Consider the following 16717-nt stretch of genomic DNA (forward strand, 5'->3'; position numbering starts at 1 on the left):
CTGATGGCGCAGCCGGTCCAGCTCGGCTGCTGCCACGGCACGAGGACAAGAGCGCGACCGAGCGGCCGGCCCGCTGCCAGCTGGGAGAACAGACATACGCGCACGAAGCCTCATCGCGCTGTCGCAGGGCCGGACCCGGCCCTGTCCGTACCTCTGCCCGTACCCAAGCCGGTGCCTCTGCTCGGGGTGGTGCCGTACATCGGGAAGCTGCGGTCCAAGCCGGTGAGGCGCAGCACCCTGGACACATGCGGGCGGGCCGCGGCCAGGCCGAGGGCGATGTCCAGGGATCTGGCCTGGTGTTGGACGCCGACCACGACGCCGAGCCCGGCGGCGTCGCAGAACGACACCTCGGACAGGTCGAGGATGAGCAGGCTTGTGCTGTGTTGCAAGGCGCACAGCAGGCGTTCGCGTACCGCCTCGCGGGTGGCGAGGTCGAGCTCGCCGCGCAGGTGAACGACGGTGGCCCCGATAGGGATGAGCCACAGACCTGCCCCGAGGCGGGGGTGGAGGGTGGTCATGAGGTGCTCCGATCGAGGGCATCGGTGGATGCGGGTCTCGCGGCGACAGGGCTCCGCGATGAGGCCGGATGAGGTCGGTGACCCGTGCTGCGACGGTGGCCGGCGGCACCACGCCGTGGGCATCCGCCCCTGGGGCCGGTGGCTCATGAGTGAGCTGGGCCAGGCGTGGGTCAGCCAGGGCGCGCCGATGCCTGCAGGTGGAGACCCTGCACCCGGTCCCAGCCGATGAGCTCGAGTAGGCGTCGCATCTGTGGGGGCACCGACCGCAGGGTCAGGACCTGGTCACCTCCGCCCTCGCGCAGGGCGGCGGCGGCGTTGACCAGGGCGCGCAGGCAGCCGGTGTCGATGAACGTCAGGCCGCTCAGATCGACGCAGGAGCCGGCGTCGCCGCTCGCCATCGTGGCCAGCGCCCGCCTCAGGGCGGGCAAGGTGGAGCGGTCGAGCTCCCCCTCGATCCGCAGGCCCGCGCGGTCGGCGAGCAGGGAGGTGCGCAGAAGCCGGTCGGCCCTGATCGGGGTGGGCGTGATCACTGGTGGATCGACCACGGTTGCGATCACTGAGGCGATCACGGGTGCGGGGGCTTGGGTGCTGTCCGTGGTGTTCATGCCGGGCTCCTACGTAGGGAGTACGGGAGACAAGAGGGCCGCGGGCTTGAGGCGGCATGAACACGTTGCGATGGTGCCAGCGTGAGCGGTGTCGTCCGTGCAGTGATCTGATCATCCAGCAGGTCCGCCGGAGCGGAAACCGCCGATGTCAGCCAGGCTTATCACCACCGGCGATCACCGGTCAGGTGAGGGCGGCGGGATCTCGCCACGAACACCAGGTCCTCCAGGCGCTGCCCGGTCAGACCGGCTCCGACACCGAAGAGGTGCACGCACTCACGCAGCGCCGCCAGGTCGCGGGTGATCGGCCACTGTAACCGGAACTCGGAGATCATGATGAATCGCTCCCTCTCGGTAGGGTGGCCGAACCGCCCATCCCTGGTGCCCAGCCCCGCCCCGTCCTTGTCTGTGATCGCCTTGACCAGCCGACAGCAGATCCAGGGCATGGCCGGACTCGCGCTGTCCGGCATCATCGTCAGCTCTTCCCTGCCATCCCAGCCATCGAGGCGCGCTCAGAGTGGCGATCGCGGCTGGTGATGGGGCTTGCTGCGATTGCTCGTTTCCGCTGGCAGGCCGACCAGGTTGAGTGAACGGGACCAGCCGGCACACCTCGTGCCGGCTGTCGCCTGAGGAGGGTCTTCATGACCCTGAACATCGATGGCATCGAAGTCAGCGCGCGCGGCAGCCTGAACGGTCAGGCGCCACGGTGCGAGCATGTTGATGTATCACCGGGAGCTGAGCAGGGATTACCGCAGTGCGCGGGATGCCTAGCTCTCGGCCTGGCCTGGATGCGGCTGCTGGCGTGCCTGACGTGCGGCTGGGTGGCCTGTTCCGACGATTCGCCGGGCACCCACGCCCGCGAGCACTACCGGGAGACCGACCATCCGGTGGTCACGGCGCTGGGACAGGAGACGGCCTGGCGCTGGTGTTACGTCCACGAACGGACCGTGTGAACAGCATCTTCCCAGTGATAGCCGGCCGTCCCTCAACGCCTCCGGCCCTCCCCGAGCAATTGACGAAGATGGAGGTAGAACGATGCGTATCGTATCGATAGCGCTCATCCTGTGGCTGATCGCCGGCGCCGTCGCCGCAGGCCAACGCGGCTACTACACAGGACCTGTGGAGAACTGCAATCAGGTGGCCACCATCGCGGTGACAATCCTGGCGGGACCCCTCAACTACCTCGGCATGAACCCGAAGATCGCCTGCCAGACGCCCCAGCCCAGCAAGTAGCGCCGGGGCTGTCGAAGCCGCCCGAGGGTCCACAGTGCAGGAAGACGGTTCATATCGCCGACCTCGTGCTCCAGCACCGCTGCGTGCACTGCGTCCCCTCCTCCCGCACCTCCAACCGTCCAGAAACCGTCTGGCGACCCCTGACCGAACCCGTCACGCACTACCCCTGGTCACTGCTGTGGTATCACGCCAGTCCCTCGCCCACCCCGCCGCCGTCATCGACAGCGCCAGACAACTCGCCGAGCGGCTCGGCTGGCTGCGACCCGTCGCCCGGCCCACCGAACCGCCCCCGGGGAAGATGCTCCGCCAGCCGCCGCCGCGATGAGGCTGTCTGACGCGCCGGTATCAACGTTGGTTGCGCCACGTAACCCTTCGCCCTGCTGATCGGTTCTGCAGATGAGTCCTTCCCGGATCGCCTGTTTCCCCGCCCGCACGTGTGGTGTTGGCTCGGGGCGAACGACTTCGACCGTCGGCACCGGCAATCCCGCGGGGGCCGGCCCCCTGCTCGACCGGTCCGGAAGACCGATCCGCGCAGACATCGATGCACCGCCACAGGAGCTCGGCCATGGGCATCATCGCTTGGATCATCCTCGGACTGGTCGCAGGACTGGTGGCCAGAATGCTGGTCCCCGGCAAAGACTCACAAGGCTTGATCATCACCTTCGCGCTCGGCATCGCCGGAGCGTTGCTGGGTGGCTTTGTGGCCACCGAGGTGTTCCACGTCTCGGGCGTCCAGGGGTTCTTCAACCTGTCCACCTGGATCTGCGCCATCGTCGGCGCGGCAGTCCTGCTGATCGGCTACAACCTGATCACCGGCCGGCGTTCGGGCCGCCGCACCGGCCGCTGGGCCGGCCGCCGGTGACCCCGCCCAGCGCACGCTGCGGGGGTGATATGTGATGCACGTCGCCGCAGGCATCTGCTGGAGGCAGACATGTCCACGATGACCTGGACGGCCGTCGCCATGGCGGTGGTCCTGATAGCGGCCATCGGCTTCGTCGTGGTGCGCCGGCGCCGGCAACACCTGCGCCGGCGCTTCGGCCCCGAATACGAACACGCCCTGAACCAACGAGACAGCCGCGGCGAGGCCGAGCAGGAGCTGCGTGCCCGGGAGAAGCGGTTCGCCACCCTCGACATCACCCCGCTGACTCCCGAATCCCGGCAGAGCTACGCCGGGCAATGGACCAGACTCCAGCAACGGTTCGTGGACGCGCCGGGCGCCGCCGTGACCGAGGCCGACGAGTTGGTCACGGCCGCCATGGCCGAGCGCGGATATCCCACCGGAGGCTTCCGGCAGCAGTTGGCGGACCTGTCGGTGGTGCACGGCCGTACCCTGCACCATTACCGACAGGCCCACGAGATCAGCGGACGCGCCACCTCCGGCGAGGCATCCACCGAGGATCTCCGGCAGGCCATGGTGCACTACCGCGCCCTGTTCGAGGAACTCCTCGACGACGGCGACGAGCGCCACCCTCAGCCGGCCAAAGTCCGCGAGGAGCAACCAGCGCTCCAGGACGACTCCCAGCAAAGGTGACTCGATATGGACCTCCGCAACGACTCCGGACGCCTCGATGAGCGACTCGACGAATTCGCCGACACACTGCCGCTGCGGCCTGTACCCATTGACAAGCACAACAACGACGACAGCAACGACAATGCCCAGCCGGCGACACCGTCTGACCGGCTCGTCTTCGACCAGGCCGCCCAACCCCCAACCGCATCCGCATCGCCCGCACCGCCGGTGTCTCCGCTAGCACGACCTTCAGGCGTCCTTCGTCGACGATCCCCGCGATGCGGTGCAACGCGCCGACTCATTGCTGGACGAGGTGATGACCTCGGTCCACCAGGCGTTGGAAGGCCGCATCGGTGAGCCGCAGGACCCGTGGAAGAACACCGGCCATAGCGACACCGAGCAACTGAGGGTGGCTGCGCGTTCCTACCCCGACGGCCGTCAAGGCGCTACGCAAGGCACTGTCCGACAGGCCGCATCTGGAGGGTTGAGATGACCGTGAAGAGCGACGTGAAGTCCGCGGGCCGCCAGGCGGCCTCAAGCCGCTGGCTGGAGTGGCTGGCCCGAGCAGGGTTCGTGGCGTGCGGTGTCAACTACCTGCTGATCGGCGTGCTGGCGGTACAGATCGGCGTGGGCGTCGGCGGTGAGGCGGCCGACGCCTCAGGAGCGATGCACGCCGTCGTCGCCTACCCCGGCGGATTCATCGCCTTGTGGCTGGTCGCCATCGGCTTCGCCGGGCTGGCGTTGTGGCGGCTGGCCGAGGTGGCCTACGGGCAGGCCAGCCCGAACGGGAGAACGGCCGTCAAACGGCTGGCATCACTGGCCCGCGCCATCGTCTACATCGCTCTGTGCATCGGCATCGTCGTCTTCCTGCTCGACGTTGGAAGCCGGCGTTCGGGCAACGACCAGTCCAAGGACGTCACCGCCGCGCTGATGAGCTATCCGGGTGGCCGGTGGCTGGTCCTGCTCATCGGCCTCGGTGTCGTGGCGGTGGGTATCACCATGATCGTGGAAGCCGTCCGCAGAAAGTTCACCGAGAACCTGCACATGACACACATGGGCGTACGCACCCGCGGGACCGTCAAGGTCTTGGGGTTCGTGGGCATCTTCGCGCGCGGCAGCGTGTTCGCCGTCCTCGGCGTGTTCCTCGTCATCACCGCCGCCACGTTCGACTCCAAGAAGGCGCAGGGCCTGGACGGGGCGCTGCGCAAGTTCACGCTGACGCCCCTTGGCCCCTGGCTGCTGGTAGCCGTCGCGCTCGGCCTGGTCACCTTCGGGTGTTACTCCTGCTTCGAGGCCCGCTGGCGCAAGACGGAACCCGGCTAGAGACGACTCCGCGCTGCTGAGCCGCCGGCACTAGCTTGTCCCCGCCCGTTGCCGCTCCCGCCTCGCTGGGGCCGGGAGCGATGCTGGTGGCTCTTCCCAGCCTGAGATCGCTGGCCAGACAGGCCATACCCCGCCTCCTGGAGGCGGGCCACCAGCATCAGGGGAGCCATCCGAACGTTTCCGTTCATCTGGGGGGCCGTCGGCGGTCGGGTCAACCGTATGCTCCTCGACGATCGAACTGCCTTCACCCGGTGGCGGGTAACCGCCGCAGCGTCGCCATTCAGGCGGTTGGCGACGAACGTGTGACACCAGACTACTCGGACGCGATCCGTGCAACCCATGCTCTGTGGCCTGTTCACCGTGGGGCGGCTGGATCGGTTAACACCTCGTCATGGGAGAGTGTTCGGCAAGCCGAATCCGGGTATTCGCACAGGTCGCGCTCCCATGACCAAGGGTTCATGCGCTTCGGCAGACGCCTTCCATCTGTAGTCATGGCCTGTTTTCCGTCTGTTCACTTTGGGTCGTTTGTATCTAAGTGCATCGAGACCAGCTCTCACTACGGAGAAGGACGCATACCGTGACCAGTGGACAGCGCCGCCTCAGCGCGGCGGCGACAGCCGCCATCGTTGTGGCTCTTTCCGCCGCATGTGGCGGCACCAACACCACACCGCCCGCCGGGGACGGCACCGCAAGTGCGGCTGCCACCCAAGGCGCCGGCACTGAGCTGGCAGGCCAGGTCAAGGCTGACGGCTCCAGCACGGTTGCTCCTTTGACGAGCGCCGCGGCCGAGTTCTTCGCCGAAGAGCAGCCCAAGATCAACGTTACCGTCGGTACCTCCGGCACCGGCGGTGGCTTCGAGAAGTTCTGCAACGGCGAGACCGACATCTCCAACGCCTCGCGTCCGATCAAGGACGAGGAGAAGGCCGCTTGCGAGACCAAGGGAGTCAAGTTCACCGAGCTCACGGTCGCGACCGACGCGCTCACCGTAGTGGTCAACAAGGAGAACACCTGGGCGACCTGCCTCACCACCGCGCAGCTCAAGAAGATGTGGGAGCCGGCGGCGGAGGGCAAGATCACCACCTGGAAGCAGGTTGACCCCAAGTTCCCGGACGAGCCCCTGAAGCTGTTCGGCGCGGGCACCGACTCTGGGACCTTCGACTACTTCACCGATGAGATCAACGGCGAAGAGGGCGCGAGCCGCAAGGACTACAGCCCGAGCGAGGACGACAACGTGACCGTCCAGGGCGTTACCGGCTCCAAGGGCGGCCTGGGCTACTTCGGCTTCACCTACTTCGAGGAGAACGCCGACAAGCTGAAGGCTGTTGAGATCGACTCCGGCGAAGGCTGTGTCGCGCCGAGCGTCGAGGCCGCGCAGAACGGCAAGTACACGCCGCTGGCCAGGCCGCTGTTCGTCTACCCGTCCGCCGCGGCGGCCAAGAGGCCCGAGGTCGTAGCCTTCCTCGACTTCTACATCAACAACATCAGCAAGATCACGACCGACGCGAAGTACATCCCGCTGAACTCCGAGCAGGAGGCCAAGCTCAAGACCGACCTCGCCACCCTGAAGACGCAGGCTGGCTGATGGTCGCCCCGCACTCCGCGGCCGCGCCTGGGACATCACGGTCCCTGGCGCGGTCGCGCCCGCGTTACGGTGAGCGAATCATCAAGGCGGTCCTCCTGCTGGCCGCCCTGGTCTCCGTCGCCACCACCATCGGCATCGTGGTGTCGCTCCTCGAACCCACGATCAAATTCTTCGCCGTGATCAGCCCGGTGGAATTCTTCACCTCCACCGACTGGGGCCCGCTGTTCGAGCCTCCTCATTACGGCGTACTGCCGCTGGTCAGTGCGACCCTCATCACGACAGGCATCGCGGTCCTCGTCGCCGTGCCTCTCGGCCTGGGCGCCGCCATCTACCTGTCCGAATACGCCAGGCCGCGCGTCAGGCAGATCTGCAAGCCCGTCCTCGAAGTGCTCGCGGGCATCCCGACCGTGGTCTTCGGATTCTTCGCGCTGAGCTTCGTCACCCCACTGCTGCGGAGCGTCCTCCCCTTCGAGGTCGAGATCTTCAACGCACTGTGCGCGGGCCTCGTCGTCGGCTTCATGATCATCCCGATCGTCGCATCCCTCTCCGAGGATGCGATGACAGCGGTGCCGAGCGGGCTGCGCGAAGGTTCGTACGCGCTGGGATCCTCCAAGATGACGACCTCGCTCCGAGTCGTCCTTCCTGCCGCCTTCTCCGGCATCGTCGCGGCCGTCATCCTCGCGATCTCACGTGGCGCCGGCGAGACGATGATCGTCTACATCGCCGGCGGCGGCCAGCCCAACTTCACCTTCGACCTCGGTAAGGCCATGCAAACCATGGCCGCGTTCATCGCCCAGGCCGGCTCCGGAGACGTGCCGATCGGCACCGTCGACTACAACACCATCTTCGCAGTGGGATCACTGCTCTTTGTGATGACGTTCGCGATGAACTACGTCAGTGCCCGTCTGGTGCGAAGGTTCCGTGAGGTGTACGAGTAATGGCCGTTCTCTCGACACCGCGCTCTGCCGTACAGCTGGCGAGCAAGGGGCGACCGGTCAGGGAACACCTGTTCCGGACCGCCCTGATCGCCAGCCTGGGGATCGCGTTCGTCTTCCTGCTCGCCCTGCTCTCCTACGTGTTCATGGAAGGCTGGCCAAGGCTCGACGCCCGCCTGTGGGAGAACATGCCCTCGGTGCGCAACCCGGAGATCGCCGGAGCGCAGTCCGCCATCACGGGCACGCTCTGGGTCATCTCGCTGACCGCGCTCCTCACCCTGCCGACCGGCATAGCGGCAGCGATCTATCTGGAGGAGTACGCCGACAAGACCCGCTGGTGGAACCGGGTCATCGAGCTGAACATCCAGAACCTGGCCGCAATCCCGTCGATCGTCTACGGCATTCTCGGCCTGGGCATCATCGCCCGCACGTTCGGCCTGGGCTTCAGCGTGATCACCGCGTCGATCACTCTCGGGCTTTTGGTCCTGCCCATTGTGATCATCGCCTCGCGTGAGGCGATTCGCGCGGTTCCGCCGTCCATCCGCGAGGGCTCGCTCGCCCTCGGGGCCACACAGTGGCAAACGATCTCCCGGCAGGTGCTCCCCGCCTCGATCCCCGGCATCGCGACCGGCTCCATCCTTGCGCTCTCCCGAGCGATCGGTGAGGCGGCCCCGCTGCTCATGCTGGGTGCTGTGTCCTTCATCCGCTTCAACCCGGACGGGATCTTCGCCAGCTACACCGTCCTGCCGATCCAGATTTTCAATTGGATCTCCCAATCGCGCGAAGGTTTCCACATCCTGGCCGCGGCGGCGATCGTGATCCTGCTCCTGATCCTGCTGCTGATGAACTCTGTCGCCATCTGGCTCCGTAACCGCTACCAGAAGCGCTGGTGAGGGAAGACAATGACTGAAGTAGGAACCCCCATGCCGAACCTGACAGTCCGCGGGCCGGAGACGCCTAGGAACGCCGAATCCCTCGACCCGGTTTTCACCGTCTCCGATCTCAGTGTCTTCTACGGCGACTACGAGGCCGTTCGCGAGGTCGACCTGTCCATCGGCAACCGCGAGATCACCGCGATGATCGGCCCCTCCGGTTGCGGCAAGAGCACGGTATTGCGCTGCTTCAACCGGATGAACGACCTCATCCCCGGCGCCCGCGCCGCCGGCAAGATCCTGTACCACGGCGAGGACCTCTACGGCGACCACGTGGACCCAATCGAGGTGCGGCGGCGCATCGGTATGGTCTTCCAGAAGCCGAACCCCTTCCCCAAGTCGATTTTCGACAACATCGCCTACGGCCCCCGCGTCAACGGCATCAAGGGCAAGATGGACGACCTGGTCGAGCAGGCCCTCACCCAGGCCGCCCTTTGGGACGAGGTCAAGGACAAGCTCAAGCAGAACGCCCTGTCCCTGTCCGGTGGCCAGCAGCAGCGTCTCTGCATCGCGCGGGCAATCGCCGTCAAGCCCGAGGTCATCCTGATGGATGAGCCCTGCTCGGCCCTGGACCCCATCGCCACCACCAAGATCGAAGACCTGATGCAGAACCTGGCACGTGACTACACGATCGTCATCGTCACGCACAACATGCAGCAGGCCGCCCGCGTGTCCAACCGCACCGCCTTTTTCACTGCGGACGTCGACAGCAAGGGCGAGAGGCACGGCCGCCTGGTCGAGTTCGACGAGACCAGCCGCATCTTCACCAATCCGACCGACAAGCGCACGGAGGACTACATCACCGGGCGCTTCGGGTGACCCAACTCAGAGGAGGACCCGGGTGATCCAGCCGCAGGCAATACTCGACGGGGGCGAGGAAGCCCGCAGCGGCGAGGGCCTTACGCGGGCGCGTCCTGGGGCGCCCACCGTTCCCATGCTGCTGGTGGCTGACCCTGACACGGCCGGCGTCCAGGAGCTTGCGGACGCTCTCGGGCGAGAGGGCGTCGACGTGACAGGTGTGCCCGACGGCGCTCAAGCCCTCCTCCAGGCTGGGGCGCTGCGGCCGGACGTCGTGCTGGTGAGCGCCTCGCTTCCACTCATCAGCGCGGTGGACTTCGTCAAGGCGATCCGCGCCAGCCGGCCGGTGCCCGTCCTTCTGGGCGTCGGCGAAGGACACGCGGAACTGGCGGTTCAGGCGCTCGCAGCGGGGGCTACCGCCTGCATCGCCATGCCTTACCGGCTGCATGAGCTGTTGCCGTTGGTCCAGGCCACGGCATCAGGCGAGGCCAGCGGCAACAGGATCCTCGTGGTGGGCAATGTGGAGCTCGACATCAACGCCTACCAGGTCCGGGTCGCCGGCGAGTTGGTGCATCTACCGCTCCGTGAGTTCGAGCTGCTGCATTACCTGATGCGGAACCTGGATCGGACCGTCACCCGCGAGCAGATCATGCGTCAGGTCTGGCATGCCTCCGGCGACAATGTCGCTACCAACACGATCGCCGTACACGTGAAGCGGCTGCGAGCACGGCTTGGAGACATCGACGACACCGTGATTCAAACTGTCCGCGGCGTCGGCTATCGCCTGGCCTCTCCTTCACCCGGTGCGGGACGCTGAGGTCGAAAAGGTATCGGCGAGCTCCCTGCAGTCATTCGGCTGGGAGCTCGGGTTAGGCATCTTCAGCGTCGCAGCCTGTGCGACGCCATCTGTTCACGTTCCGTTCGCTGACTGAGCATCGATGAATGTCAATATCGATAGCAATCGATGCCAGCAAGGGGCCTGCCCGGTATACCCGGGTAAGCGCTACCTGGACTGGGAACTGGTCGACCTGGCGGGCAAGACGGTCGAGGAGATCCGGCCGATCCGCGACGAGATCGAGCGCCGCGCCCGCGCCCTCCTGATGGAACTCGAGGTGCCGGTGAGCTGAGCCCACCGTTTCCAGCACCCATAGATATCTGTCAATATAGATAGAGATTGACATAGATGGATGCCCATGCAGGGAGAATCAATGGAACTGCTCCAGCTGCTGGAGTGCAGTCCGCCGCTCGCGCGAGAGCCGCTCGACGCCGAGCGAGCCGCCGGAGTGGCACGCGTCTTCAAGGCCCTGGGCGATCCCGTGCGGTTGCGCATTCTGTCGATCGTGGCCAGCCATGCAGGCGGCGAAGTCTGCGTGTGCGACATCACTGACGCGTTCGAGCTGTCGCAACCGACGATCAGCCATCACCTGAAGGTTCTCAAGGACGTCGGTCTGCTCGTTTCCGAACGCCGCGCTTCCTGGGTCTACTACCGACTGGTGCCGGAGACACTCGCCGAGTTGTCGGGGCTGCTCAACACGCCGGCCACGGTCTGAGACGAGGAGGCGTTGTGTCAACCACAGACGTGACGGGCAGGGCGCCGGCGGTGATCGGGGGGTTGTCCACACTCGATCGGTTCCTACCGGTGTGGATCGGCCTGGCTATGGCCGCCGGACTTCTGCTCGGGCGCCTGGTGCCCGGCCTCGACACGGCGCTGGAGGCGGTGAAGATCGGTGAGATCTCGTTGCCTATCGCTCTGGGGCTCCTGCTGATGATGTATCCAGTGCTGGCCAAGGTCCGCTATGACCGGCTCGACACGGTCACCGGCGACCGCCGGATGCTCATCTCGTCCCTGGTCCTGAACTGGATCGTCGGGCCCGCCCTGATGTTCGTACTGGCCTGGACCTTCCTGGCCGACCTGCCTGAGTATCGGACCGGTCTGATCATCGTCGGTCTGGCCCGCTGTATCGCCATGGTCCTCATCTGGAACGACCTGGCCTGCGGTAACCGGGAGGCCGCCGCCGTCCTGGTCGCCCTCAACTCGATCTTCCAGGTCGTCGCCTTCGGCGCTCTCGGCTGGTTCTACCTCCAAGTCCTGCCCGGCTGGCTCGGACTGTCCCAGGCTGCGCTGGACATCTCCATGTGGGACATAGCTCAGTACGTCCTCATCTTCCTCGGCATCCCGCTCGCGGCCGGATATCTCTCTCGCAAGCTGGGCGAACGAGCCAAGGGACGGGAATGGTACGAGACCCGCTTCCTGCCGAAGATCAGCCCGATCGCCCTCTACGGCTTGCTGTTCACCATCGTGATCCTGTTCGCCCTGCAGGGGCACACCATCAGCGAACGGCCGCTTGACGTGGTCCGCATCGCCCTGCCTCTGCTGGTCTACTTCTTCCTTGTGTGGGGCGGCGCCTTCCTGACCGGCCGGGCGGTCGGCCTGGGGTACGACCGCACCGCCACCCTCGCCTTCACCGCTGCTGGCAACAACTTCGAGCTGGCCATCGCGGTCGCGGTCGGCGTCTTCGGCGTCACCTCCGGCCAAGCGCTTGCCGGCGTCGTCGGCCCACTCATCGAAGTGCCCGTCCTGGTCGCCCTGGTGTACGTCAGCCTGTGGGGTCGACGTCTGTTCAGTAAGGAGCCCGCCAATGCCTAGCGTCCTGTTCGTCTGCGTCCATAACGCCGGGCGCTCCCAGATGGCCGCCGGTTGGCTGACTCACCTGGCCGGGGAGCGCATCGAGGTCCGCTCGGCCGGATCAGCCCCTGCCGAGCAGATCAACCCGGTGGCCGTCGAGGCCATGCGCGAGGCCGGCATCGACATCACCGGCGCTCAGCCCAAGATTCTCACTGCCGACGCTGTCCAAGCCTCCGACGTGGTGATCACCATGGGGTGCGGGGACGCCTGCCCGATCTTCCCAGGCAAACGTTACGAAGACTGGAAGCTGGAAGACCCGGCCGGGCAGGACATCGAGGCCGTACGCCCGATCCGCGAGGAGATTCGCGCCCGGGTCGAAAAGCTTGTCAGCGAGCTGGTGCCGGGCTGAGCAGGTGCCCACGCGGGAGCACCTGCCGTACGGCGCTCCCGCGCGGCTCGTTCGCCTCTGTGCTGGAGGTGGCCAGCAACGCCACGGTGGCGACCAGCAGGCGTGCGGCGGCCAGCAAGGTGGCCGCCTCGACGCGCTCGACGGTCTCGGCCGGGGTCTGGTAGCCGGGCATGCCCATGCCGATGCCGATCGCGGCCAGCCCAGCTGAGGCGTAGCGGCGGTTGTCGGAGGCCATCGACCCGGCTCGCAGCGGTAGCCCGGTCAGCCGCCCGGCCTGATCCAGGGTGGCCAGCAGGGCATGGGCGGGCCCGCCCGCCTCGATGGAGGCGGCTTGGTGCAGCTGCGCGGCTCCGTCCAGGTTGATCACCACGGTGCCTGGCGGTACCTGGGGAGCGTGGTGGGCCGACCCCCAGGCGCCCGTCTCCTCTGCGTCCAGAAAGGCCACCGACAGGTCCAACGGCGCGCTCAACCCGGAGGACAGGACGCGGGCGGCTTCCAAGACCGCGGCCACGCCAGAGGCGTTGTCGGCTGCCGCGGGCAACCGGCGCTGCGGGTCGTCGCCCACCCCATCGAAGTGCGCGGTCAGCAGCACGCGAGCCACACCGGGGACGTGCCGGCCGGTGCTGGGCAGGCGGGCATGGACGTTCAGCCCTTCGGTGGCGACTGAGCGCAGCGGGATGGATCCGGTCACCTGCACCTGGGCGGGCGTCCCGCCTCCAGCCAGCGTGTCGGCCAGGTGCCGGTGCAGGTCGGTGCGCATCCCGATAACCGGCACTGCCCGGACGGTCGGGCCGGCGATCATCTTGGGCATCCAGCCGCCCTCGTCGACGCCGCGCGCCATCAGCACGCCTACCGCGCCCTCAGCCTCGGCCCGGTCGCAGGCCCGGGCCCAATCGCCGGCTTCGGCCAGAACCCACCGGTCGCGCACGTCAGCGGAGTCGGCAGGCACCAGGGGCGCCGTCTGCGGTTGAGACATTTCAGCCGAGGCCAGGTGCTCGACGAACTCGCGGCGATGCTCCAGCCGACGCATCCGCTCGCCGATGCTCCATCGCAGGACCGGCGTGCGATACAGCTCGCGCACGGTGCTGACGGGGAAGGGATCGAGCTCAACCTCGGCGTCCAGGGCGCGCAACTGCCGGGCGAGCCAGTCGGCCGCGGCCCGGCCGCCTGGCGTCCCCACCCGGCGGCCGGTGAACTCGTCTGCGGCCAGTTCCCGCACGGTGGCCAGCATCCGCTGCGCCGAGACCTGCTCCATCAGGGCCGCCAGTTCCTGCCCCGACCCACTCGGCGACAAGGCTGGTGTTTCGGCCGAGGACTGGGAGGTCATCCGCAGCATCCGGCGGCTGGGCTGTCGGTGGACTGTGCGTTGGCCGAAGCTGGAGCCTGCCCGCAGCATCCGGCCTCGCCGGCCTCGCTGGCCGCGGCCTGGCTTCCGCAGCAGGAGGTCACCGCCTCGGCAGCCGCGCCGGCGTCCGGTACAGAGGCCGAGCTGCCACAACACCCTCCCGCGGCCGGCGGAGCGAACGCCTCGTCCAGGCTTCCGATAAATCCACCACTGATGTCGTTCGTCATTGCGGGTCTCCCTTTCGTAACGGCAGTGAGCATCAGACGGCCACCTCGCCACTTAGATGAATGTCTAAGCAAGGCCACCCTGTCATGATACTTAGATGTTCGTCAAGTTAGAGCGATATCTAATCAGTTCCCGCTCTAGGAGGCCACGGTCAGGAGATCAGGGCCGGACCCCAAGGGGGCAGGCGGCTAGCGGGGATGGGCGGCCAGATGGTGCATCACCTGGGCCACCGCGGTGCGGGCCGTACGGTCGGCACCGATGAGGGTGGCGGAGGCAGGCCCGGTCCAGTCGCCGTAGCCGAGCAGGTGCAGGCGGGGCTCGTCCAGAGCGCGGGTGCCTTCGGTGGGAATGAGGCCGCCTGCACCGCGCAGGCGTAGCGGGGCCAGATGTCCGAGATCGGGCCGGAAGCCGGTACACCAGATGATGGCGTCGCAGGCGAGTTGACTGCCATCACTCCAGGCGACGCCTCGGGGGGTGATGCGGCTGAACATGGGCTCGGCCTTGAGCGCGCCCCGGTCACGGGCCTCCCGCACCGGCGGGACGGCCACGATGTCGCCCAGGCCGCCGACGCCGGCAAACGCTCTGCCCGGCGAGCACGGCCTGGTGACGGCGGGTGGTCAGCGCGAACAGGGTCCGGCCATCTACCAGCAGCATGGGCGGCCTTCGCGCGGCGCAGGTAGTAGCCCGCCGCGAGTCCCGCCTGCCCACCGCCGATGACGACGACGTCGACGGTGGCGGCGGCGGGGAGCGTCGGTCATCCGGTGGTGAGCTCCAGCTCGACCGACCTGGGGGCGGGTTCTGCCAGCGGGGCGAACAGGGCGCCGAGCTTGTTCACCGCCGCGGGGACGATCCAGTAGTAGACCCAGGTGCCACGCCGTTCGGAATCGATGAGCCCGGCGGTGCGCAGCACCTTGAGGTGGTGGGAGATGGTGGGCGCGCTCAGGTCGAAGCCCGGGGTCAGGTCGCACACGCAGGCCTCGCCACCGGCGTGGGAACCGATCATTGACAGCAGGCGCAGCCGTACAGGATCGGCGACGGCCTTGAGCATGACCGCGAGGTCTGCCGCGTCGCCCTCGCTGAGCGGTTCGCGGGCGATCGGCGCGCAGCACTGGATGGTGACGGCGGTCATGACGACACTCCCTGATTCGACATCTGTCTAAATTATACGCGGTGGTAGGCCACCAGCGCGAACGCGGCGATCGCACAGGCGGCGGCCACGGCCCCCATGACCCAGCCGTAACCGGCCACTTGAGCCAGCGCGACCGCTCCGAGCGGGGCCAGCGCCTTGTCGGCGACGGAGAAGGCAGCAACGCGGCCCGACAAGGTGGCGTAGGCAGCGGTGCCGTACCGGCCGACCAGCAGGTGCGGCAGGGTGATGGAGGCGATGCCGAAGCCCAGCCCGAATCCCAGCACGCAGCCGATGGCGCCCGGCACCGTGTGCCCGACCAGCGGCAGCAGCAGGACGGCGACGCCCTGCAGGGCGAAGATCGCAGCGGCGATGAGGGCGGCGGGCAGCCGGCGTTGCAGGCCGGTGGTGAGCAGGCGTCCGGTCACTGACAACACCCCCAGAAGTCCGGCCAGCGTGGCCGCCAGGACGGGCGAGTGCCCGAGGTGGATGAGGTAAGTGATGAGCAGGACGGCCATCACCGCCGCCGCGCCCCCGTTGGCAGTGAAGGCGAGCACCAGCAGCCAAAACGGCCGCCGGCGGATGGCGGCCTTGACGATATCGGCACGCTCTTGTGCGGTGGCGGGCTCGCGCTTGGCGTGGGGGCGGCGGCGCAGGACCAGCGCGTGCAAGGGGATCGCGGCCACGCCGTAGATCAGCGCCAGGACGACCAGGGCCTGGCGCCAGCCGTACCCCTGCACCAGCAGTCCGGTGAGCGGCAGGAAGATCGAGGAGGCGAAGCCGGCCACGACCGTGAGCGCGAGCAGAGCGCCTGCCCGGCCGCTTTCCCGGGCAGGACCGTCGAACCAGCTGACGATGACGGCGAAGGCGGACTCATACAGCACCATGGCGCAGGCGATGCCCATCGCGGCGAACACCGCGTACAGCTGCCACAGGCTTTCCACCCGCGACCAGGCCAGCACGGCGCTCGCGCCGAGAATCGATCCGGCGGTCATGATGCCACGGCCGCCGCGGGCATCCAGGCGGCGGCCGACCAGCGGCGCGCACAGCGCGGCGATCAGGATCGAGCCGGTGAGCGCGGCGGCGATCTGGGCGTTGGTGGCGTGCAGGTCGCGGGCCATCGGCGCGAGGAAGACGGAGAAGGCGTAGTACAGCACGCCGTAGCCGATGGTCTGGGTAACGGCCAGCGCGGCGACGATCCGCCAGCCGCGGCCGGAATGCGGCGGACCGCCGCCCCAGGTGGGTGGGGCGGCGGTCTCGGCGGTGGAACTCACTCCGCCTCGCTGGAGCAGGCGATCAGGCGGCGGCCGTCCGCGGTCGTCGTCCACTCATCCCCCGTTTCGGCGATGAAGCCCTGGGCCTCCAGCCGCCAGGCCAAGGTCGCGGCCATGCGGGCGATGGCCGGTGCGAAGCCCGGGTTGCTGCTGGATCGTCGGGCGCTGACCAACTGGCGGCCCAGCTCTTGTGTGTGCAACCGGCCGTGGTCGCAGATGAGGCGCAAGGCCTCCTTCTGAGCGGCGGTGGGGTATCCGTCTGACATGTCAATCCCTGCC

Annotated in this window: 22 protein-coding genes and 1 pseudogene; 15 read left to right on the forward strand and 8 right to left on the reverse strand. The window is 67.6% G+C overall.

Annotation, left to right across the window (positions count from 1 at the left end; genetic code table 11):
- Positions 1–110: 110 nt before the first annotated feature.
- The 3 genes from V5E28_RS24655 to V5E28_RS24665 form a co-directional block, all read right to left on the reverse strand.
- On the reverse strand, positions 111–518 hold the full coding sequence (locus V5E28_RS24655) for an STAS domain-containing protein (RefSeq protein ID WP_336209522.1): 408 nt from the start codon (positions 516–518) through the stop codon (positions 111–113).
- A gap of 170 nt (positions 519–688) precedes the next feature.
- Positions 689–1123, reverse strand: coding sequence for an STAS domain-containing protein (locus V5E28_RS24660; protein ID WP_336209523.1), 435 nt, complete (start codon positions 1121–1123; stop codon positions 689–691).
- Between the two features lie 161 nt (positions 1124–1284).
- On the reverse strand, positions 1285–1455 hold the full coding sequence (locus V5E28_RS24665; RefSeq protein WP_336209524.1) for a hypothetical protein: 171 nt from the start codon (positions 1453–1455) through the stop codon (positions 1285–1287).
- Positions 1456–1761: 306 nt separating this feature from the next.
- On the opposite strand from V5E28_RS24665, the gene V5E28_RS24670 reads away from it, so the two are divergent.
- The 15 genes from V5E28_RS24670 to V5E28_RS24740 all read left to right on the forward strand — a co-directional run bounded on the left by V5E28_RS24670 (position 1762) and on the right by V5E28_RS24740 (position 12468).
- The gene (locus tag V5E28_RS24670) at positions 1762–2073 is read left to right on the forward strand and encodes a UBP-type zinc finger domain-containing protein (RefSeq protein ID WP_336209525.1); all 312 of its coding nucleotides are present in this window, start codon (positions 1762–1764) and stop codon (positions 2071–2073) included.
- A gap of 82 nt (positions 2074–2155) precedes the next feature.
- Complete coding sequence (locus tag V5E28_RS24675) at positions 2156–2353, forward strand: hypothetical protein (protein ID WP_336209527.1); 198 nt, start codon at positions 2156–2158, stop codon at positions 2351–2353.
- Between the two features lie 178 nt (positions 2354–2531).
- The gene (locus tag V5E28_RS24680; RefSeq protein ID WP_336209528.1) at positions 2532–2678 is read left to right on the forward strand and encodes a hypothetical protein; all 147 of its coding nucleotides are present in this window, start codon (positions 2532–2534) and stop codon (positions 2676–2678) included.
- A 240-nt stretch (positions 2679–2918) separates the two neighbouring features.
- The gene (locus V5E28_RS24685; RefSeq protein ID WP_336207192.1) at positions 2919–3215 is read left to right on the forward strand and encodes a GlsB/YeaQ/YmgE family stress response membrane protein; all 297 of its coding nucleotides are present in this window, start codon (positions 2919–2921) and stop codon (positions 3213–3215) included.
- Between the two features lie 69 nt (positions 3216–3284).
- Entirely contained in the window at positions 3285–3884 is a 600-nt protein-coding gene (locus V5E28_RS24690) for a hypothetical protein (RefSeq protein ID WP_336209530.1), read from the forward strand.
- A 468-nt stretch (positions 3885–4352) separates the two neighbouring features.
- Positions 4353–5186 carry a DUF1206 domain-containing protein gene (locus V5E28_RS24695; RefSeq protein ID WP_336209532.1) on the forward strand — a complete coding sequence of 278 codons (834 nt, stop codon included), beginning with the start codon at positions 4353–4355 and terminating at the stop codon, positions 5184–5186.
- 577 nt (positions 5187–5763) lie between these two features.
- Positions 5764–6768 carry a PstS family phosphate ABC transporter substrate-binding protein gene (locus V5E28_RS24700; protein WP_336209534.1) on the forward strand — a complete coding sequence of 335 codons (1005 nt, stop codon included), beginning with the start codon at positions 5764–5766 and terminating at the stop codon, positions 6766–6768.
- Positions 6768–7706, forward strand: a complete 939-nt coding sequence (gene pstC / locus V5E28_RS24705; RefSeq protein ID WP_336209535.1) for a phosphate ABC transporter permease subunit PstC — start codon at positions 6768–6770, stop codon at positions 7704–7706. Before V5E28_RS24700 ends, pstC begins: the two co-directional genes overlap by 1 nt.
- Complete coding sequence (gene pstA / locus V5E28_RS24710) at positions 7706–8596, forward strand: phosphate ABC transporter permease PstA (RefSeq protein ID WP_336209537.1); 891 nt, start codon at positions 7706–7708, stop codon at positions 8594–8596. The genes pstC and pstA overlap by 1 nt, the downstream gene beginning before the upstream one ends.
- 30 nt (positions 8597–8626) lie before the next feature.
- Positions 8627–9454 carry a phosphate ABC transporter ATP-binding protein PstB gene (pstB, locus tag V5E28_RS24715; RefSeq protein WP_336209539.1) on the forward strand — a complete coding sequence of 276 codons (828 nt, stop codon included), beginning with the start codon at positions 8627–8629 and terminating at the stop codon, positions 9452–9454.
- A 22-nt stretch (positions 9455–9476) separates the two neighbouring features.
- Positions 9477–10250 (forward strand): response regulator transcription factor, encoded by a 774-nt coding sequence (locus tag V5E28_RS24720; RefSeq protein WP_336209540.1) that lies wholly within the window; start codon positions 9477–9479, stop codon positions 10248–10250.
- A 121-nt stretch (positions 10251–10371) separates the two neighbouring features.
- Positions 10372–10560, forward strand: a complete 189-nt coding sequence (locus tag V5E28_RS24725; RefSeq protein ID WP_336209542.1) for a hypothetical protein — start codon at positions 10372–10374, stop codon at positions 10558–10560.
- Between the two features lie 81 nt (positions 10561–10641).
- Entirely contained in the window at positions 10642–10983 is a 342-nt protein-coding gene (locus V5E28_RS24730; RefSeq protein WP_336209544.1) for an ArsR/SmtB family transcription factor, read from the forward strand.
- A gap of 14 nt (positions 10984–10997) precedes the next feature.
- On the forward strand, positions 10998–12080 hold the full coding sequence (gene arsB, locus V5E28_RS24735; RefSeq protein WP_336209546.1) for an ACR3 family arsenite efflux transporter: 1083 nt from the start codon (positions 10998–11000) through the stop codon (positions 12078–12080).
- Positions 12073–12468: an arsenate reductase ArsC gene (locus V5E28_RS24740; protein WP_336209547.1), complete on the forward strand. Its 396-nt coding sequence runs from the start codon at positions 12073–12075 to the stop codon at positions 12466–12468. Before arsB ends, V5E28_RS24740 begins: the two co-directional genes overlap by 8 nt.
- Here V5E28_RS24740 and V5E28_RS24745 read toward each other — a convergent pair.
- The 5 genes and pseudogenes from V5E28_RS24745 to V5E28_RS24765 all read right to left on the reverse strand — a co-directional run bounded on the left by V5E28_RS24745 (position 12446) and on the right by V5E28_RS24765 (position 16704).
- Positions 12446–13762, reverse strand: coding sequence for a M28 family metallopeptidase (locus V5E28_RS24745; RefSeq protein ID WP_336209548.1), 1317 nt, complete (start codon positions 13760–13762; stop codon positions 12446–12448). The two genes, V5E28_RS24740 and V5E28_RS24745, sit on opposite strands and share 23 nt — an antisense overlap.
- Before the next feature lie 464 nt (positions 13763–14226).
- Positions 14227–14719, reverse strand: a pseudogene (locus V5E28_RS24750) (pyridine nucleotide-disulfide oxidoreductase); the annotation flags it as partial.
- A gap of 73 nt (positions 14720–14792) precedes the next feature.
- Entirely contained in the window at positions 14793–15167 is a 375-nt protein-coding gene (locus V5E28_RS24755; RefSeq protein WP_336209549.1) for a metalloregulator ArsR/SmtB family transcription factor, read from the reverse strand.
- 32 nt (positions 15168–15199) lie between these two features.
- Positions 15200–16438: an MFS transporter gene (locus V5E28_RS24760; RefSeq protein WP_336209551.1), complete on the reverse strand. Its 1239-nt coding sequence runs from the start codon at positions 16436–16438 to the stop codon at positions 15200–15202.
- Positions 16435–16704, reverse strand: coding sequence for a hypothetical protein (locus V5E28_RS24765; RefSeq protein WP_336209552.1), 270 nt, complete (start codon positions 16702–16704; stop codon positions 16435–16437). The genes V5E28_RS24760 and V5E28_RS24765 overlap by 4 nt, the downstream gene beginning before the upstream one ends.
- Positions 16705–16717: the final 13 nt, after the last annotated feature.

The sequence above is a fragment of the Nonomuraea sp. LPB2021202275-12-8 genome (assembly GCF_037044575.1).
Taxonomy (GTDB): domain Bacteria; phylum Actinomycetota; class Actinomycetes; order Streptosporangiales; family Streptosporangiaceae; genus Nonomuraea.